18 protein-coding genes and 1 tRNA gene are annotated in these 18,054 nt (G+C 60.7%); 8 read left to right on the forward strand and 11 right to left on the reverse strand.

Features of this window, described 5'->3' with window-relative positions:
- Positions 1-438, forward strand: coding sequence for a hypothetical protein (locus VLL26_RS09660; RefSeq protein ID WP_342318862.1), 438 nt, complete (start codon positions 1-3; stop codon positions 436-438).
- A 68-nt stretch (positions 439-506) separates the two neighbouring features.
- Here the strand turns inward: VLL26_RS09660 and VLL26_RS09665 are convergent, their stop codons facing one another.
- Positions 507-1,868: a YkvI family membrane protein gene (locus VLL26_RS09665; RefSeq protein WP_342318863.1), complete on the reverse strand. Its 1,362-nt coding sequence runs from the start codon at positions 1,866-1,868 to the stop codon at positions 507-509.
- A 109-nt stretch (positions 1,869-1,977) separates the two neighbouring features.
- Positions 1,978-2,517: an RNA polymerase sigma factor gene (locus VLL26_RS09670; RefSeq protein ID WP_342318864.1), complete on the reverse strand. Its 540-nt coding sequence runs from the start codon at positions 2,515-2,517 to the stop codon at positions 1,978-1,980.
- 158 nt (positions 2,518-2,675) lie between these two features.
- Between VLL26_RS09670 and VLL26_RS09675 the strand changes: the two genes are divergently transcribed.
- Positions 2,676-4,265, forward strand: coding sequence for a catalase (locus VLL26_RS09675; protein ID WP_342318865.1), 1,590 nt, complete (start codon positions 2,676-2,678; stop codon positions 4,263-4,265).
- Between the two features lie 44 nt (positions 4,266-4,309).
- On the opposite strand, the gene VLL26_RS09680 is transcribed toward VLL26_RS09675, so the two are convergent.
- The 6 genes from VLL26_RS09680 to VLL26_RS09705 are packed head-to-tail and all read right to left on the reverse strand — an operon-like array spanning position 4,310 to position 10,256.
- Positions 4,310-4,627: a Na+/H+ antiporter subunit G gene (locus tag VLL26_RS09680; protein WP_342318866.1), complete on the reverse strand. Its 318-nt coding sequence runs from the start codon at positions 4,625-4,627 to the stop codon at positions 4,310-4,312.
- Entirely contained in the window at positions 4,627-4,893 is a 267-nt protein-coding gene (locus VLL26_RS09685; protein ID WP_342318867.1) for a cation:proton antiporter, read from the reverse strand. Before VLL26_RS09685 ends, VLL26_RS09680 begins: the two co-directional genes overlap by 1 nt.
- Positions 4,894-4,898: 5 nt before the next feature.
- Entirely contained in the window at positions 4,899-5,342 is a 444-nt protein-coding gene (locus VLL26_RS09690) for a monovalent cation/H+ antiporter subunit E (RefSeq protein WP_342318868.1), read from the reverse strand.
- Positions 5,342-6,874 (reverse strand): monovalent cation/H+ antiporter subunit D family protein, encoded by a 1,533-nt coding sequence (locus VLL26_RS09695; protein WP_342318869.1) that lies wholly within the window; start codon positions 6,872-6,874, stop codon positions 5,342-5,344. The genes VLL26_RS09690 and VLL26_RS09695 overlap by 1 nt, the downstream gene beginning before the upstream one ends.
- A complete protein-coding gene (locus VLL26_RS09700) occupies positions 6,874-7,344 on the reverse strand; it encodes a sodium:proton antiporter (protein WP_342318870.1) in 471 nt (156 codons plus the stop codon). The genes VLL26_RS09695 and VLL26_RS09700 overlap by 1 nt, the downstream gene beginning before the upstream one ends.
- Positions 7,341-10,256 (reverse strand): DUF4040 family protein, encoded by a 2,916-nt coding sequence (locus VLL26_RS09705; RefSeq protein ID WP_342318871.1) that lies wholly within the window; start codon positions 10,254-10,256, stop codon positions 7,341-7,343. Before VLL26_RS09705 ends, VLL26_RS09700 begins: the two co-directional genes overlap by 4 nt.
- Before the next feature lie 174 nt (positions 10,257-10,430).
- Between VLL26_RS09705 and VLL26_RS09710 the strand changes: the two genes are divergently transcribed.
- Positions 10,431-11,831, forward strand: a complete 1,401-nt coding sequence (locus VLL26_RS09710) for a hypothetical protein (RefSeq protein WP_342318872.1) — start codon at positions 10,431-10,433, stop codon at positions 11,829-11,831.
- A gap of 129 nt (positions 11,832-11,960) precedes the next feature.
- Here the strand turns inward: VLL26_RS09710 and VLL26_RS09715 are convergent.
- Both VLL26_RS09715 and VLL26_RS09720 read right to left on the reverse strand, forming a co-directional pair.
- Positions 11,961-12,034: transfer RNA gene (locus VLL26_RS09715), tRNA-Pro, on the reverse strand.
- A gap of 73 nt (positions 12,035-12,107) precedes the next feature.
- On the reverse strand, positions 12,108-13,010 hold the full coding sequence (locus VLL26_RS09720; RefSeq protein WP_425292269.1) for a metallophosphoesterase: 903 nt from the start codon (positions 13,008-13,010) through the stop codon (positions 12,108-12,110).
- A gap of 35 nt (positions 13,011-13,045) precedes the next feature.
- On the opposite strand from VLL26_RS09720, the gene VLL26_RS09725 reads away from it, so the two are divergent.
- A complete protein-coding gene (locus VLL26_RS09725) occupies positions 13,046-13,495 on the forward strand; it encodes a GatB/YqeY domain-containing protein (RefSeq protein WP_342318873.1) in 450 nt (149 codons plus the stop codon).
- A gap of 5 nt (positions 13,496-13,500) precedes the next feature.
- On the opposite strand, the gene VLL26_RS09730 is transcribed toward VLL26_RS09725, so the two are convergent.
- Positions 13,501-15,915 (reverse strand): transglycosylase domain-containing protein, encoded by a 2,415-nt coding sequence (locus tag VLL26_RS09730; RefSeq protein ID WP_342320199.1) that lies wholly within the window; start codon positions 15,913-15,915, stop codon positions 13,501-13,503.
- A gap of 213 nt (positions 15,916-16,128) precedes the next feature.
- Between VLL26_RS09730 and VLL26_RS09735 the strand changes: the two genes are divergently transcribed.
- The 4 genes from VLL26_RS09735 to VLL26_RS09750 are packed head-to-tail and all read left to right on the forward strand — an operon-like array spanning position 16,129 to position 17,992.
- Positions 16,129-16,482 (forward strand): WhiB family transcriptional regulator, encoded by a 354-nt coding sequence (locus tag VLL26_RS09735; RefSeq protein ID WP_342318874.1) that lies wholly within the window; start codon positions 16,129-16,131, stop codon positions 16,480-16,482.
- Between the two features lie 26 nt (positions 16,483-16,508).
- A complete protein-coding gene (locus VLL26_RS09740) occupies positions 16,509-16,664 on the forward strand; it encodes a DUF4177 domain-containing protein (protein WP_342318875.1) in 156 nt (51 codons plus the stop codon).
- On the forward strand, positions 16,664-17,143 hold the full coding sequence (locus tag VLL26_RS09745) for a RidA family protein (protein WP_342318876.1): 480 nt from the start codon (positions 16,664-16,666) through the stop codon (positions 17,141-17,143). The genes VLL26_RS09740 and VLL26_RS09745 overlap by 1 nt, the downstream gene beginning before the upstream one ends.
- Before the next feature lie 36 nt (positions 17,144-17,179).
- Positions 17,180-17,992 (forward strand): MBL fold metallo-hydrolase, encoded by an 813-nt coding sequence (locus VLL26_RS09750; RefSeq protein ID WP_342318877.1) that lies wholly within the window; start codon positions 17,180-17,182, stop codon positions 17,990-17,992.
- The last annotated feature ends 62 nt before the right edge of the window (positions 17,993-18,054 follow it).

Consider the following 18,054-nt stretch of genomic DNA (forward strand, 5'->3'; position numbering starts at 1 on the left):
GTGTCATTGCGTGCAAAGCTGGCGGTTCCAGCACTTGCTGCTTCACTGAGCTTCGTTGGGACCGTCGGCGCCGCCCCCGCCTTCGCTGCCGACTGGAAAGACGCGACAATCGCCCCCGGCAAGACAGCAGTTCTCACCCCGAAAGATGTGGAAAAGGGCGCCGCCCCGAAGAACGTCACCGTGGCAAACTCCGAGGCTTTGCCCGCTGGGTGGAGCGTGGTGAGCCTCAGCGGAGAGTTCCGCGTCTCCGCCCCCGTCAACGCCGCCGACGGCGACTTTGTCTTGCTGAAACTCAAGCAAGGCGACAAACTCATCGACGAGGTTACCGTGACCGTAGAAACCGGTGAAAGCACACCGGCGCCGTCTGCGAACTCCTCAGAGACCAGCTCTAACTGGTTTTCCGGCTTCGTTGAACGCATCAACAACTTCTTTGCCTAAAAGCCCTTAAAAAACCACAACCTCACATTCACCGGGCGCTCATTGCCGCCCTAAGCTGGGGCGGAAAGCTACATCCGGGTGGGATCCGGCTGGTCGCCGTCGGCGCCGGGCTTTTGCTCCGTATGAGACACCGGCTCCGCGTAGGAGACGTACATGACATCGCTGCCACCTTCCTCCGGGTCGTAATCAACCTCGTCGTCCTCCGCTAGTTCCTCGCCGACTTCTTCCTCCACCGACTCCGCGAACTCGTCATCCGGCACGTTGGAGGCCTTGGAGAGTTTGGCCAGTTCCTCCTGGTCCTTCTTCATGAAACGCCTGCGCGGGTCAAGCTTGATACGCATGAGTTCGAGAGCCCGGCGGCGCCGGTTTCCTTCCGCGCTGAGCTTTTGCAGGGCGCGCATCCACGAAGCAAAGACCGTCACGATAAGCACAAGGCCCATATAGCCCAGCGCCGGGTAAACGTAGGCGACAAGGCGCTGGAAGCCCACGAAGGACAGCACGAAACCAACCAGACAGGTGGAGATGAAAATGAGGCGGTAACGGTTTTCGTGGCCGCGCGCCAGGCGTTTGCCCAAAGCGTAGAACATGCCGAGCGCGGTAGCGAAAATCATGCCGAACAACACCAACGACATGGCCAGGCCGAACCAGGGATGCAGGCTATTGATTAAGGCGAGCAGCGGCATGTCCTCCCCAGCAACAGTGCTGGCCTGCGACATCAGGCCGAAGGTGAGCAGCATAAGCATCACCAAGTAGCCCAGGCCGCCGAGGAGACCGCCGACGCCTGCGGAGCGGGTATCAAGGTAGTTGCCGCCAATGACGATGGCCATGGAAGAAACACAGATGAAGTTCAGGCCCGTGTAGTTAAGTGCGGAGATCCACCAGTTGGGCAAGGTGGTGTCAACGTTTGAGGCCTGCTCATTGAGCACCGCCCAGCTCACATCCGACGTGGCGAGGGTCCAGACGCAACTGACCACCACGAAGGTGATCAAAAAGGGTGTGATGGTGCCGATGGCGGCGGTGACCTTGTCCACGTCCATCAGGCCGAAGAAGATAACCAGGCCGAGCATGACCACAGCGCCGACCCAGATGGGCAGCCCGAACTGCTGGTTCAGGTTGGAACCGGCGCCGGCGAACATGACAAAACCGATGGAGAAAAGGGTGATGATCGTGGCGATGTCAAGAACCCAGGACAGGACCTTCCCGGAGATGCTGCCCAGGACTTCCATGTGCTCTTTAGCTTGGTAGTAGCTGCCGAGCTGGAGAATGGACACACCTCCAACGAGCATGAGGACGGAGCCGAGCACCGCACCCCAGATGCCCTGGGTGCCGAAGGCAACGAAGTACTGCATTGCTTCCTGGCCGGAGGCGAAACCCGCACCAACAACAACGCCGATGAAGGCGAAGGAAATACCTACTGCTTTTTTGAGCATGTTTTTATTGATTTCTCCGAAGTGAGAAGTGAAAACTGAAAAATAACACTGCCGTAGTCAACACCCGCATTTTAGTGCGACGTGCCGAGAAAGACCCGACCGGCAAACGTCAGCCGGCGCCGTCGATGAGGTCGCGGCGCGCCCTGGCGACCCGGGAGCGGATCGTGCCGACCCGCACGCCCGAAATCCGTGCGGCTTCCTCATAGGTGTAACCCAGCACTTGAGTAAGGACGAGAGCTTCACGACGCTCCGCCGGGAGCGCGTCGAGAAGCGAACGAGCGTCGATCACCTCAGACCAGGTGTTCGGGTTGTCAGGGCTCGGTTCGAGCGCCGCGACATCGTCGAACTCGGCGGCTGACTTGCGGGGGCGGGCCATGTCGTGGCGCACCGAATCGATCCACGCGCGGCGCGCCAGCGAAAGCAACCACGTCTTTGCAGAAGAACGCGCAGCGAAACGGGGCAGGGCCCCCATGACGCGCAGATACGTTTCCTGTGTGAGGTCATCTGCGTGTTCGCGCCCCGCCAAATGGGCGAGCAGCCGCCACACGTCGTCTTGCGTTTCCTTGATGAAAGCGGAAAGAGCAGCCCTGTCACCGCGCCCAGCCCGAAGGGCAAGGTCAGTGACGTAGTCATCGTTTGCGCTGCTCACAGGTGGAAGATTACCAGTCGGCAGAAAAGCACTGAGAGGGGTAGGAATTTAGTTGTAGGGCGTTGAAACCTGTTGCCGGGTCAACTCGGACAACGTAGAGTATTAAAGGTCCGTAACTAATAGAAAAATCTTTTAATGGCTTGAGGAGGCCGAGTCTTATGGCAGACAAGTCAAAGGCAGAAGACATCGTCACTCGTGGTGAACGCGCCGCAGGTAACGGCCGCACCACGCAACTGAGCGGCCAGCCGGTCGCATCCGAAAACATTTCGGCCACCGCAGGCCGTCAGGGCCCGAACGTCCTGGACGATATCCACCTGATTGAAAAGCTCGCTCACTTCAACCGTGAGAACGTGCCGGAGCGCATCCCGCACGCCAAAGGCCACGGCGCCTTCGGTGAACTGCACATCACCGAAGATGTCTCAAAGTACACCAAGGCGAAGCTGTTCCAGCCGGGCACCGTTACCCCCATGGCGGTGCGCTTTTCCACCGTTGCCGGTGAGGCTGGCTCCCCGGACACCTGGCGTGACGTCCACGGTTTCGCGGTGCGCTTCTACACCGAGGACGGCAATTACGACATCGTTGGCAACAACACGCCGACCTTCTTCCTGCGCGACGGCATGAAGTTCCCGGACTTCATCCACTCCCAGAAGCGTCAGCCGCACACCGGCCTGCGCAACGACGAAATGCAGTGGGACTTTTGGTCGCGCACCCCGGAGTCTGCCCACCAGGTGACCTACCTGCTCGGTGACCGCGGCACGCCGAAGACCTCCCGCCACCAGGATGGCTTCGGTTCCCACACCTTCCAGTGGATCAACGAGGAAGGCACCCCGGTCTGGATCAAGTACCACTTCAAAACCCGACAGGGTTGGGAGACCTTCACCGACGAGGAAGCAACCGAGGTTGCCGGCAAGAACGCTGACTTCCACCGCCAGGACCTCTACGACGCGATCGAGCGCGGCGACTACCCAATCTGGGACGTCAAGGTTCAGATCATGCCCTTCGATGAGGCCGAGAACTACCGCTTCAACCCCTTCGACCTGACCAAGGTGTGGTCCCAGAAAGACTACCCGCTGATCGACGTGGGGTACTTCATCCTCAACCGCAACCCGAAGAACTTCCACGCTCAGATCGAGCAGATCGCCCTGGACCCGGCCAACATCGTCCCCGGTGTTGGCCTGTCCCCAGACCGTATGCTGCAAGCCCGCGTGTTTGCCTACGCCGATCAGCACCGCTACCGCATCGGCGCGAACTACAAGGACCTGCCGGTCAACCGTCCCATCAACGAGGTCAACACCTACGCTGAGCGCGGTTCCATGGCCTACTTCTTCAACAACGAGGGAGAGCCGAACTACTCCCCGAACCGCACCGGCAAAGGTGCAGGCTACCTGGACAACGGTGAGGATTCCTCCTCCAACTTCACCGATTACGGCCAGGCAGAAAACCTTTACGTGAACCCGGATCCGCACGGCACCGACCTCGTTCGCGCCGCTTACGTGAAGCACGCTGAGGATGACGACTTCACCCAAGCAGGCACCCTGTACCGTGAAGTTTTCGATGATGCCGCAAAGGAGCGCTTCATCAACAACGTCACCAACAAGATGCTGCCCATCGAGGACAAGGACGTTGAGGAACGCACCTTCGCCTACTGGGGCAATGTGGACAAGGACCTGGAGCAGAAGCTGCGCGTTGAACTTGAGCGCAAGCGCAACGCTAACTCCGAGAAGGAAGACCAGTCCACCGTCTTCTAAGACTGCTGAACTGAAACAATAAAAAGACCCGCCCGCGGGTCTTTTTATTGTGCTTGCTTGTCCACGTAGGTTACGCCGTGGATGGAGCGGCCCATGACGAAACCTGCGACAGAGCCCACGATCCACACCCCGGCAATCGCGATAATCGCCCGCAGAAAGTCATTGAGGTCGAAACCTGCAACAGACCACGAGTGGATCAACTTGGCCACGATGAGCAAGGGAAGCGCAACAACCGTGAGCGGGCCCAGCAAATTCACGCGGCTTAAAGCATCCGGGGCGCGTAGCTGCAGCACAGTAGCGGCGACGGTGAAAACGGTGGCGATGACAGCCAGCGCGGCTGCGATGATCTCTCCGATGAGCATTAGCGACGTCCCCTCGAAATAATGCGGGCCATGGATAGCGTCGGAATTGCGCCGCACACTAAAGCGGCGAGGATGGCGATGTCGAAAGGGATCATGGAGCTGTTGAACAGCGTCCACATGAGAAAGATCGACACCATCGCGTAGAACACCAAATCGGCCATCACGGCGCGGGAAAGCTCGTCTTTAGTCAGGATAAGAAAACCCAGCGTGACCAGCAAACAAGCAGTCACGACGATGATGCAGCCGGTGATGATGGTTGCGAACATGAGTCTTAATCCAACCTTTCTGCCGCAGGGACATAATCTGGGTCCGTATCCGAGCCGGTGTCGTGATACTCGTACCAGGCAACTTCTTCTGGATCGAGAGGGATCGAGGCCACGGCAGGGCAGACCTTCTCCTCCATCTCTTTCAACCCCTGAATCTGCTTGATTGGGTCCTCACCAAAAACAGCCTGCACCAGGAGGTACTTCAGGTCGGTGCCTTCCGGGTCGTGACGGAAACCAAGAGACAAAGTGCCCGGCGTTGCGGTGATGGAGGTGGAAAACCAGAAGCGTTGCCAGTCCGTCGATAAGCGAAGCGGATAGGTAATGATGATTGGGCGCATACGTGGGTTCGGTTTGAATGCGGCGACAGACGCCGACATGCCAGCGGCGAAAATCTCCTTGATAATCCACGCGCTATAACCCACGGCGTGGAAAAAACCGTTGCGAGCCATCAGTTGCGTCCTCCTTGAATCTCAGCGGCGTCGGGAATACCGACCGCGTTGTCACCCAGCACGGCAGTGACGTAGGAGTCAGTGTCGAGAAGCGCGTCAACCGCCTCCGTGGACACAGCCCACAAAGCACCTGACGCGAAGAACATAACCACCGAAAGCACCATCAGCACAGCCGAAGGCAGAATCAGGCGCGGGCGCACATTGAGTGCCTTCGGATAATGCTGCATGGGACGGCCCCAAAAAACCGAACGCCACACACGCATCATGGACAACAAAGCTCCGAAGGATGCGACAACGATCGCGGCGATGACCACCCAGCTGCGCCAATCCCCAGGCATCGCCGCAGCGAAAACGATGGCGACCTTGCCAAACACACCGGAAAATGGCGGGAAACCAACAATTGACAGGGCACCGGCCGCAAAGATCGTGGAGGTCAACGGGTCGCGGCGGGCCAAGCACGACAGCTTGGACATGGTGCCGGTGCCGTAGGTTTCCTCGATCGCGCCGGCGTTGAGAACCAACGCGCCGATGGTGACCATGTGGTGCAACATGTAAATCAGGCCGGCAGCCAGGGCACGTCGCGGGTCCTCGCTGGTAAACGCCAGCATGACCAAGATGAACGGCATGCCGTTGACCATCTGGTAGGCCAGCACCCGGCGGATAGTGGCCTCCCCCAAGCCAGCGAAGCCGCCGATCAACATGGAGATGACCATGACGACAATGATCAGCGTGTTCCAGCGCGAATCCATATCGAAAATGGTCACCCAGATGCGGAACAACATATAAACCGCAACCTTGGTGTGCAGGCCAGAAAACAGCCCCATCACCGCCGCACTTGAGGAAGGATAAGAACGCGGCAGCCAGGTATGCATGGGAAAGACACCAGCCTTCGCAGCGATCGCAATGACCACCAGGCCAAGCGCCACCGTCGCTGGGCCGTGGCCCGCGGCGACGCCCCGCAAAGAAGCAATGTTGACAGCACCGGTTACCGCGTAAATGTAGCCCACCGCGGTGACCAAAAGTGTCGAGGCCGCCAAGTTAACCAAGACGAACATGCGGCCCGCCACCAGCCGGAAACGCGAACCCGTCATGGCGATGAGCCCGTAGGACGGCAGCAACATGACCTCAATCATGACGAAGAAGTTGAACAGATCCGTCGTCAACACGGCGCCGCTGACGCCGGTGACCAGCACCAAAGTCAAAGGCGTGTAGTAGCGCGCTTCCGTTTCCCCGGCAGAGATAGCAAACCAGTTCGCAGCTAGCGCCACCACCATGGTCGACACCAGCATGACGGCAGAGAATTGATCACCAGCAAAGGAGACACCCACCCCACCCGGGTAAAGGCCGAGCACGTGGCCGATAGTGCCATGCGCGGAGGTGTAGGCGAACAACCAGACACCGCCGGCGAGATTAATCGCGGGAACCGCAAGAGCAAGAAAGTCATTAAGCGGCTTCCACGGGTTCAATGCCGCGACCGCCGAGACGATCAGCGGCAGCGCCACGAAAACGGGCAGAATTGCCTCCGCTGTCATCACTTCGCCTCCCCTGCGCTCTGAGAGGTTTCCGGATCCACCTCGGGGTGGTGCATATCCGCAGCTTCCTCCAACTTCTTCGGGTTCAAACGCGCACGCCGGCCGGCAGTGGACAGCGCCGAGGGGCTGAGCCGGTCCTGGTTGTAGCCCGGAATGTTTTCCACACGGCGGTCATACGTGTCGTCGTCTTTGCCCAAAGACGACAGCATGAGCAGAATCGTCGTGGTGGCCATGGCGATCACGATGGCTGTCAGGACGAAGGCCTGGGGCAGCGGATCGGACATGTCCTCCAGTGGTGTGTGTGAAGGGAAGGCCTCGCCACGCCACGCACCAACACCCGCGGCGAGCAGCGTCAGGTTCGACGCATGGCCAAACAAAGCCATGCCGAAAACGATGCGCACCAAACCGCGCTGCATCACCAAATAGACGGAGCCCGCGGTCAAAACGGCGATAGTCAGGGCCATAATCATGGTTTTTCCTCCACCTTCTGCGACAGCGGTTTCGGAGCATCAGCCGGGTTGATCGGCTCCGGGTGAGCGTGGGCAACCTCATCCGGTCGTTCGGGATCGGGGACGTCAGGAAGCGGATTGAGCCCCCCACGGCGATAGCTCAAGTTCTCCACCTCGGTGCCCGGGCGGAGGTAGCCGCCGAGCTGATTAATCGCCTGGGTGATCATTCCCAACACCGCCAGGTAAATCCCGAAGTCAAACAGCAAAGAAGTGGTCAAGTGTTCGCCGGCGACCTCGCCGTGGATAGCGTAGAGGAACCCGCCCTCGATGAAGCCCAGGAAGCCGGTGGAAATGGCGATAATGATGCCCCAGCCGGCAAGGCGCGACGGGGTCAGCCAGCGCACCACGTAAGCATCTGCGCCGCGAGAGAGATAATTTAGACCGAAAGCTGTCGCCATGACCAAGGCGGCGACGAACCCGCCACCTGGGACGGTGTGGCCGCGGAAGAAGATCAGCACAGAGAGCACCGCGAGCACCGGAACAACCAGCGCGCTGACCTTGCGCAGCGGCATGGAGTTCAACTGCGACTGGCCGAAGGGCCGTGGGCGGGTGCCAGCTTCAAACATGTGGCGCGGCATGGATTGAGTCACCGCGAGAATGACCACGGCGGCCATGCCGAGCACCGACAGCTCACCTAAAGTATCTATGCCACGGAACTCAACGATGATGACGGCGACGATGTTGTTCGCTCCCGTCAACACCCCGCCTTCGGTGAGATACCACATGGCCAGATCAGAGCGCTCACGGCGGCCCGTCAATGCCCACACACCGGCAAAAGACACAATACCGGCGAGCAAGGCCAACACTAAGGCGTAGCTGCGGCGCCGCGGAGGGGTCTTCGGGAAGGCACGCGGCTGGTAGCGCAGCACGAGCATGATCACGATGACGGTCAGCGACTCCACCAGAAGCTGGGTCAAAGCGACATCCGGGGCGCCGAGTAACAACATCTGCAAGGACATGCCGACGCCTACCGTGCCGAGTAAAACTGCGGCGGCGAGGCGGCTGCGGCTAAAGATCATGCCGCCTACTGACATAGTGATGATTGCGAAAGGGATCAGGTCCCACCAGTTGTCCAAGCCCTCGGCGCGGGCCCCGGCCGCAACTCCGTCGATGCCGTCGCTGAGCAGGATCGTTGACAAACCGAGAGCGATAACGGTGCTGATGAGCCACAACAGGTGGCGCGAAGGATTCAAAACATCAGCCATCCGGCCGAGTCCGCGGCCGCATTTAGTGAGGACGTGAACAACACCGTGCAGGGCGTCGTTGCCGCTAAACGGCAGTAACTGGCGGTTGTTAACGGCCTCAAAGACCGGCTTGCGCACAAAGATGAAAGCAACACCGGCGGCCAAAACAACAAGAGAAACCACCAGCGGGGCGGTGATGCCGTGCCAAATGGCGGTGTGCGTGGCAAAGCTTTCGTCTCCCGTGATTGCGCGAACGCCCGCGGCCAGCGGGGTATCCACCCCGACGAGGAAAAAGGGCAGCACCAAAGACATCAGACCTGGCAGCGCGGCTGGCAGCCAGAGAGAAACCGGCGCCTCGTGGACTTCGTCCATCGGTTCGGTACCGTCGACGAAAGCACCAAAAACAATCTTCGCCGAGTACACGAAGGTGAGAAACGCGGCGATACCGGCCACCACCAGCAACACCGGCCCGGCGGGGGAGTCCTGGAAAGCGGTGAGGATCGACTCCTTCGACACAAAACCGAAAAGTGGCGGGATCGCAGCCATCGACGCGGCTGCTACCACCGTGGAGAAGAAGGTAAACGGCATATTGTCGTATAGCTTGCCCAGGCGACGAGTATCGCGGGAGCCCGCCTCGTGGTCCACCACACCAATTAGCATGAACAGAGAGGATTTGAACAGGGCGTGCGCCAAGGTGTGCAAAAGTGCCGCGGCAAGCGCAGCGGGAGTGCCCACGCCGATCGCGGCGACGATCCAGCCCAAGTGGGACACGGTTGAATAAGCGGTCAGGTGCTTCAAGTCAGTTTTGGTGATTGCGAACAGCGCCGACATCACCGCGGTAAAAAGCCCGACCGTAACCAGCAGGGTGTTCCAGGCGGCAATGTCGTGGAACACAGTGGAAAAGCGCAGCAGCAGGTAAATGCCGGCTTTCACCACGGCGGCGGCGTGGAGAAACGCCGAAACTGGGGTGGCGGCGGCCATCGCTTCAGGCAACCAAAAGTGGAAGGGAAACTGCGCGGCCTTGGTGAAGGCGGAAACCGCCACCAGCAAGGCAATAGCCGTGGTCAAACCGCTGTTTGTGGCCAAAGCTTCAGAAGCGAGAATCGCAGAGACTCGCGTCGTACCCGTTGCCATGGCCGAAAGGCCAAGGCCAGCCAAAAGCGTCAGGCCGCCGAAAAACGTCAAGATCAACGTCCGGTAGGAACCGGCTTCACCCGAAGATCCCGAGCGGGCAATGAGGAAGAACGAGGCAATGGATACTAGCTCCCACCCCACAAACAGGAGCACGATGTCGTCGGCAAGCACAAGCAGAAGAACAGACAACGTAAACGCCGTCATAATCGTGTAAAAACTTGTGTTGCCCTTGCCGCGTGGCAGGTAAGCTGCCGAATACGTCAACACCACCCCGCCGATAACTAAGGCAAGCATGGCGAAGAAAATGCCCAGCCCGTCTGCCCGCAAAGCGAAGTCGACTTGCGTACCTGGGCCCAGCAAATCCCGGGCCCACGGAATGGACCACACCACATCGTGCCCGTCAATCACACGGGGGTACTCACGTCCGAGGGTGAAAGCGGCACCGAAAAGCACCAGCGCCAGCGGCCACCCCGCCCTCCTGTCCATGATGCGCACCAGTAGCGGCGACAGAAGCACTGTCGCAGCAACTAACGCCACCACGAGAGGTAAAGTCATTACAGCCTCTCCACGGCCCAAAAAAACAGCCTGCTACGTTGGTTGGAAAAAGTTGAAACCATTTCAGGTTAGCAACTTTGACGGCCCCGCCCATAACGATTTACGCAATCGGTGCCGGTGGTCGCCGGTGAGCCTGGCCGTCAAACTGGCAAGCCGGGGCTATATTTGCCAAACATGAGATGGCGTCTCCTTCCCGCGGCCGGCCTGCTGATCGCCGGGGCTTTCCTCCCCATGAGCCCCGTGTCTACTTGGACTCCCAACAACACGGAGCCAGACGATTCAGCCACCACGGGCGCACCCGCGACAGCTCCCGGACCCGACAACCTTGTCGACGCCCGCCGTGCCGCCGGCGAAGCCGCCACCCAGGCAGGTTTTCTCACGCAAGGCACCGCGCAACTCAAAGACGGTGTCGGTCAGCTCGACCAAGGCTCACAGCAGCTAATCGACGGCATCGCAGCTGCCCACACCGGCTCCCAACAACTATCCACGGGCATGGTGCAGCTTCAGGCAGGCACCGGCCAGCTTGCCCGCGGCGCCACCGAAGTCGCTGACGCGGTCGGCGGCATCGTCGACCAAGTCGTCGGTTTCGAGGTTGTGCGCGGTCAAGTCCTCGCCGGCATCGACGGGGCGCTCGCGGGGATGAAAAACTCCAAAGACCCCGATGTGGTGGAAGCACGCAACGCCCTGCGGGATTTGCGCGGCCAGGCGGTCACAGCGGAGCTGCCGCCCGATGTCGTCGCGCAGATGAACGAACTGAAGTCGGGCTCACGCGAAGTGGCCAACCAGCTCTCGGTGCCTGGTTACGCCTACCACGACGGCGTCTACGACGCGACTAAGGGGGCGCAGGACCTGGCCGCGGGCCTCAGCGAGCTTAACAATGGGGCAGGAGAGGCAAACAAGGGCATCAGCGAGCTGCGTGAAGGTGCCGACAAACTCGACGGCGCCGCCGTGCTGACCTCCCAAAAAATCGACGCTGTGCGACGCGCGATCCCAGCCGCAGCGCCGGCGGCCGGTGCCGAGCCGGGTGCGGCGCGCTCCGCGCTGGCACCTTTAGCCGCCATGCTGATCAGCGCGATGCTGCTCGTGGGTGGTTTCGCCCTTGCCGCGCTATCGCTTGCCGCTGCCCGCCACCGCCGGTGGATCCTGCTCGGAGGCGGAGTGTTTACCGCCCTGCTCGGCTTCCTTTTGGTCTATGTCCTCAGTGTGGGCATGACTCCAGCCAGCCTTGGAATTGCAGCGGCGGCGTCGCTGGCGGGGGTTTTTGGCTCGGCTGGCATGTCGCGCATCGTGCTGACGGCAGCCGGGCCCCGGGTCGGAGGAATTGTGGCCGGCGCCCTCGTCGCCGCCCAGGTCGGGGTGGTTGGCTGGGTGTGGAAGACCGCCGCAGCGGGTACTGTGCCTGGGATCGTGGATACGATTTCCAGTGCCTTGCCCATGCACTGGTCTACCGCGGCTTTGTCCGCCGCCGGCAACGGGGGCTCGCCCGCCGCTGTAGCTAGCGGCATAGCGCTTGGGGCAGCCGTGGCTGTCCTCGGGCTTTTCGGCGGCCAACGCCGGGCCGCAGTGGAGGGCTGAGAGGGGCCTTTGTGCGTGCCACCGGGATGGGCCGACCCAGCAAAGCCCGCCCCAATTCTGCCGGAAGATAAGGGGGAGACGATTAAAGCGCTTAGACCCGCAGTGTTGTGCTGGTCTAAGCGCTTGTAGTCGGGATAACAGGATTTGAACCTGCGACCTCTTCGTCCCGAACGAAGCGCGCTACCAAGCTGCGCCATATCCCGGTTGCCTTTCGCGCCGTCAGCGCGTTGCCCAGGTAACTTTAGTCCAGCGCCGCGAGAACCCCAAAACGGCAGGTCAGTGTCGTTCGGTGACGCGGATGAGGGCGGCTGAAGGCGCGCAGAAAATGCGCACTGGCGCGTATTTGGAGGTGCCGAGTCCGTTGGAAACTTCCATCCACATGTTGCCGTAACGGTGCAAGCCGTTAGCGCGGGCGCGGTCGATGTCGGAGTTGGTCACGATGGCGTGTTCGCCGGGGAGGCAGATTTGGCCGCCGTGGGTGTGGCCGGCGATGGCGAGGTCGTAGCCGTCGGATTCGAAGGCGTCGAGGGTGCGTCGATAAGGTGCGTGCAGCAGGCCGATGGACAGGTCGGCACCGGGGTTGGGGGCTCCGGCGATCTGGGAGTAGTCGTCGAGGTTGTGGTGTGGGTCGTCGACGCCGGCGAGTGCGAGGCGGACGTCGGACGCTTTGAATTCGAGTCGTTTGTGGGTGGCGTCTTGCCAGCCGCGTTCGATGAAGGCGGCGCGCATGCCTTCCCACGGCAGGTCAATGTAGGAGGGTTCGCGTTTTTTGTCCAGCAGGTATGTGATGGGGTTGACGGGGCGCGGCGCCCAGTAATCGTTGGTGCCAAAAACGAAAGCTCCAGGCCGGTTAAGGAGGGGCCCGAGGGCGTCGAGGACCCAGGGCACTGCGCGCTTATCGGAGAGGTTATCTCCGGTGTTGATGACGAGGTCGGGGTCGAGTTTGTCAAGGCTGTGGACGAATTGCACCTTTTTGTCCTGGCCGGGGATCATGTGCAAGTCGGTGATGTGGAGGATGTCCAGGCTGGTTTTTCCGCGCCGTAGCACTCCGGGGGCGAGAAGCGGAAGTTCGTAGGTTTTGAGCTGGAAGTTGTTCAGCTCGCTTAGGCCATAGGCGAGGGTTGCGGCGCCGGCCGCGGCGAGCGTGGCTGGTGCGATGAGGTGGCTCGGCTTAATCACTCGCACCACGATACAGGTCGCGTACTCTCGGATTCATGAGTGAGCTTAAGACGAAGATTCGTGCAGACCTGAAAGAGTCCATGAAAGCCAAGGAGAAGGGGCGAACCACCACGATCCGTTCGCTTTTGGCTGCGATTCAAACTGCGGAAACTGAAGGGTCGAAGCATGAGGTAGATGACGAGGAGATTTTGAAGATCGTCGCCCGTGAGATTAAGAAGCGCCGCGAGTCGGCGGAGATTTACAGCCAGAACGGCCGTGAGGATTTGGCGTCCACGGAGCTTGCCGAGGTCGCCGTTTTGGAGAGTTACCAGCCGCAGCAGCTTGACGACGCCGAATTAAACGCCTTGGTCAGCGAAGTGATCTCCCAGGTGGGGGCGACGAGCATCCAGCAGATGGGGCAGGTCATGAAGGCCGCAACGCAAAAGGCTGCGGGCCGTGCCGACGGCAAGCGCCTTTCCGCTGTTGTGCGTGAGTTGTTGGCTTAGGTGTTTTAGTTGGTGCCGCCCAAAAACAGTGAGTTCAGGGCGTCGCGTGCTTCGCCGATCTGGGTGGTCAACTCGTCGATTTCTTGTTGGGAGATCATGGGGGATTGAGGTGGCGTCGGCTGCTGGCCGGTAGTCGGGGAAGTGTTCGCCGGAGCCTCTGACGTGCCGTCGGAGACGTTGAGGGTGACGAGGGAGCCGGGCCGCAGCATTGGGTCTTGGGGCTTTGCTGAGACGACGTTGCCCCTGGCGACGCCGTTTCCTTTCACGTTTTGCAAGATGACGATGAAGCCTTCTCTTTCGAGCACCTTCTTAGCTTCCTCAGCGTTGATGCCCGTGACTTTGTCAAGGGCGGTTTGTTTGGTGCCGCGCTGCAGCAGCTTGTTGGACGGGGGCAGGCCCGCGTCTCGGGCGCCGGGCACGGAGTTGGCCATGCGGAACCAGGCGTCGGCGGCTTCGTTGCCGCCGAATAGGGTGCCCGCTGCGCACTGGCGCACGGGCGCGGTACACAGCGGGGTGGTCTGGGTGCCGTCGTTGAAGATGTAGGGCGCACCGGCGATGCCGCGGGTGAAGGCTAAAAAGGCGGAGGACTGGTGTGATTCGGTAGTGCCTGTCTTAGCGGCGACGGGGGTGGTCCACCCGGCGGCTTTGGCGGCGCGCTCAGCGGTTCCAGTTTTGATGTCTTCGGACATGCCGTGCGCGAGGGTGCCGGCGATGTCGGGGCTGATGGCTTGTTCGCAGTCGGGGCGTTGGATGAAGACTTCGTTGCCGTTGCTGTCTTTGACGCTGACTACTGGGTTGGGTTCGCACCAGCGGCCACCGGAGGCTATCGTGGCCGCCACATTAGACAGCTCAAGGGCGTTGACGGCTGTTGGGCCGAGGGTAAAAGAACCCATGTTGCCGTCGATGGCGGCTTGGGCGATGGACTGCTCGCCGTCGTATGTGCCTTTGTCTTTGTAGGAGCGAAGTCCTAAACGCACCGCCATGTCAACGGTTGGGCGTACTCCCACCTTCTGGATCAGTTCGACGAACGTGGTGTTCGGGGACTGTGCCAGGGCATCTTGCAGGCTCAGTTCGGGTGCGTAGGTCCCGGCGTTTTCGACGCAGTACGCCCCGGCGGGGCAGTTGCGGGCGCCGCCGCCTCCCATGCCGTAGACAACGGAACGCGGCGGGGTGTTCAGTCTGGTTTCCAGGCCCATGCCCTGTTCCAAGGCGACGGCGGCGGTGAAAATTTTAAACACGGATCCCGCGCCGTTTCCCACCATGGAGGTGGGCTGTGGCCAGATGGTTTGGCCTTCGTCGAGGTTGAGGCCGTAGTAGCGCGACGAGCTCATGGCGACGATATCGCGGGAGTTTTCGCCGGGACGGATGACATTTAATACACCTGCCACACCGTGCGTGTTGGGGCTGACGCTGGCGCGGATCGCTTCGACGGTGCTGGCCTGAATCTGCGGGTCAAGGGTGGTGGTGATGGTGTAGGAGCCGCGCTCAAGATCTTCTTGGGGCAGGCCTTTGGAGTCGAGGTAGCGCAGTGCATAATCGCAGAAAAACCCGTTGTCTCCTGCGGCGATGCAGCCGTCGGGGAGGCGGTCTGGCACTTCGAGGATTCCTAATTCGGAGCGGGAGTATGCGTCGGCTTCGGCGTGGGTGATGTAGCCCTGGTCCGCCATCCGGGTCAATACGATGCTGCGGCGGCCCAGTGCCCCTTCTGGGTTGGTGTAGGGGTTGAGGTATTCCACTGACTGCAGCATCCCGACCAGCAGGGCGCTTTCCGGCACGTTGAGCTGCGCGGCGGGTTTGCCGAAGTAGGTGCGGGCGGCAGCTTCGATGCCGTAGGCGTGGTTGCCGAAGGAAACTAGGTTTAGGTAGCGCGTCAGGATGTCGTCTTTGGTCAGTGTCTTGTCTAAGTCGGAGGCCATGCGCATTTCGCGCAGTTTGCGGGGGATTGACTGGGCTGTGGCGGCGGCCGCCTCGTCGTCAGTTTTTGCGTCGATTAGCCACAGGTAGTTCTTCACGTATTGCTGGTTGATGGTGGACGCGCCTTGCTCGACGCCGCCGGCTAGCAAGTTGGTCACCATTGCGCGGGCGAAGCCTTGCATGTCGACGCCTTCATGTTCGTAGAACCTGCGGTCCTCGGTGGACACGAGGGCGTCCTTGGTGCTTTGGGCAATACTTTGGCTGGGGACTTCGTAGCGTCGTTGGTTGTAGATCCAGGCTATGGGGGCACCCGTGATGTCGGTGATGGTGGTGACGCCGGGGACGTCGCCGTGGGTGAGGTCTGCGAGGTTCGAGCGCATCGTTTCGTCGGTGCGCGCGATAGCCATGCCTCCCAGCCCGGCGATTGGGGCCAGGCACAGCGCAGTGGTGAGCGCCGCGGCCAGAAGTGCGAGCACTAATTTGGCGAAGGAGGTCAAAGCATGCACCTTCACTACCTTAAGTGATGGTCTCCGCGTGGGGGAATAGTTAAACACCCCTAATTGTGTGACCCATTCGACATCATCAAAGCGGTGTGAATAGACTTACATCCAGAAATCTTCTGTTTGGAAACTTGTTTGGGTACGCAAGTGTCGTGCCTGAGTGGGTGACTAAAAGTCCGCAATGCGGATCTCGTGCATCTTCGTTAAAGGAGAGTTTAAATGACCACCACTTTGAGCCCTGTCGGCATTGCTGTCCCTCAAACCACCAGTAGAAGCGATTCGGCTGGCAATCTCGTGGTGGATCGTGGTGAGTGGGTCACTCACGCCCACTGCCGCTCTGGGGATCCGGACGCTTTGTTTGTTCGGGGTGCTGAGCAGCGCAAAGCCGCAGCGATTTGCCGTCGTTGCCCGGTGATCATGGAGTGCCGTGCAGACGCTTTGGATAACCGCATTGAGTTCGGTGTGTGGGGTGGTTTGACTGAGCGTCAGCGTCGCGCTGTGCTGCGCAAGAATCCTGAGGTGACCGATTGGGCCACTCACCTTGCTGAGGGGCGCGAAATAGCGGGACTGTGATCCCGGCCCCAGGTAGGGTGTGGGGCATGAAGAAATGGGAGTACGCAACGGTTCCGTTGCTTTCGCATGCCACTAAGCAAATTCTCGACACGTGGGGGGAGGAAGGCTGGGAGTTGGTCACGGTCACTCCCGGTCCGAACCCCGACAATGTTGTCGCCTACATGAAGCGGGAGGCGCAGTAGTGGCGACGTGGACGAAACGTCTCGCGGAAATCGGCATTGAGTTGCCCCCGGTGGCTGCTCCTGTGGCGGCTTATGTGCCTGCTACCCAGGTGGGAAACCAGGTGTGGACCTCTGGGCAGCTTCCGCTTGTCGACGGCACCCTGCCGGCAACCGGCAAGGTCGGGCTTGAAGTTTCCGCGGGGCAAGCCGCCGAGCTGGCGCGCCGTTGCGCTCTCAATGCTTTGGCTGCAGTCGATGACCTAGTCGGCATTGACCGCGTCAAACGGGTCGTGAAGATCGTTGGTTATGTTGCCTCCGATCCGGGTTTCGTGGGCCAGCCGGCGGTTGTCAACGGTGCCAGCGAGCTGTTTACGGAGATTTTCGGCGCAGCGGGTGAGCACGCCCGCTCTGCGGTTGGTGTAGCTGCCTTGCCGTTGAACGCTCCTGTCGAGGTTGAACTCGTCGTGGAGCTCAACGACGAGATTTTTAGGCGGGAGTAGGTAGCAAACCCGCTGGAAAACGGTAGGCTAAGCGGTATGCAGCATCCCGCTTACAGCCAACTGCGCCAGGTGACCCCGTCTGCGGCGGTTGTCCTCGCGCCGAATCCGAGCTACGCCGCGTTGGAGGGGACGAACTCCTGGGTTATTCGCGCCCCCGGCGATGATTTCAGCATCGTCATCGATCCTGGCCCGGAGGACGAGGGCCACCTCAACGTCCTCCAGGCAAAGGGACAGAAGGTGGCGTTGATCCTTCTGACCCACCGTCACCACGATCACGCTGACGGAGCTCAGCGATTCCGCCAACTCACCGGCGCCCCAGTGCGCGCTTTCGACCTGAATTATTGCGCTGGCGCTGAGGCTCTTGAAGACGGCGAAGTTATTTCCGTTGCTGGTGTCACCCCGACGCTGAAGGTCGTGGCCACTCCGGGCCACACGATGGACTCGGTGAGCTTTTTCGTCTACACCTCCGAGGTGGAGCGCGACCAGCTTGAGGGAATCGTCACCGGCGACACCATCGCAGGGCGCCACACCACGATGATCTCCGAAACGGACGGTGACCTCGGCGCCTACATTGAGTCCCTGACCTTGCTGGAGGAGCAGGGCAAAAACGTCACCCTGTTGCCGGGCCACGGCCCGGAGGGAGAGGACTTATCCGCTTACGCGCGTAAGTACATTGATCGCCGCAACCAACGCCTTGAGCAGATCCGCGAGGTCATTGCGGAAAAGGGCGAGGATGTGGATGTCAGCACGATCGTTGACGAGGTCTACGACGATGTTGACCCGGTCCTGCGCGGAGCGGCCGAGCAGTCCACCCGTGTCACCTTGCGCTATCTGCGCAACAAGGCCTGACCACGGGCCACCCGCAACTGGCGGAGCAACACTAAACGCCCCCGGGAAACCGGGGGCGTTTG

Origin of the sequence: Corynebacterium sp. BD556, from assembly GCF_038452275.1 — a bacterium.
GTDB lineage: Bacteria > Actinomycetota > Actinomycetes > Mycobacteriales > Mycobacteriaceae > Corynebacterium > Corynebacterium mayonis.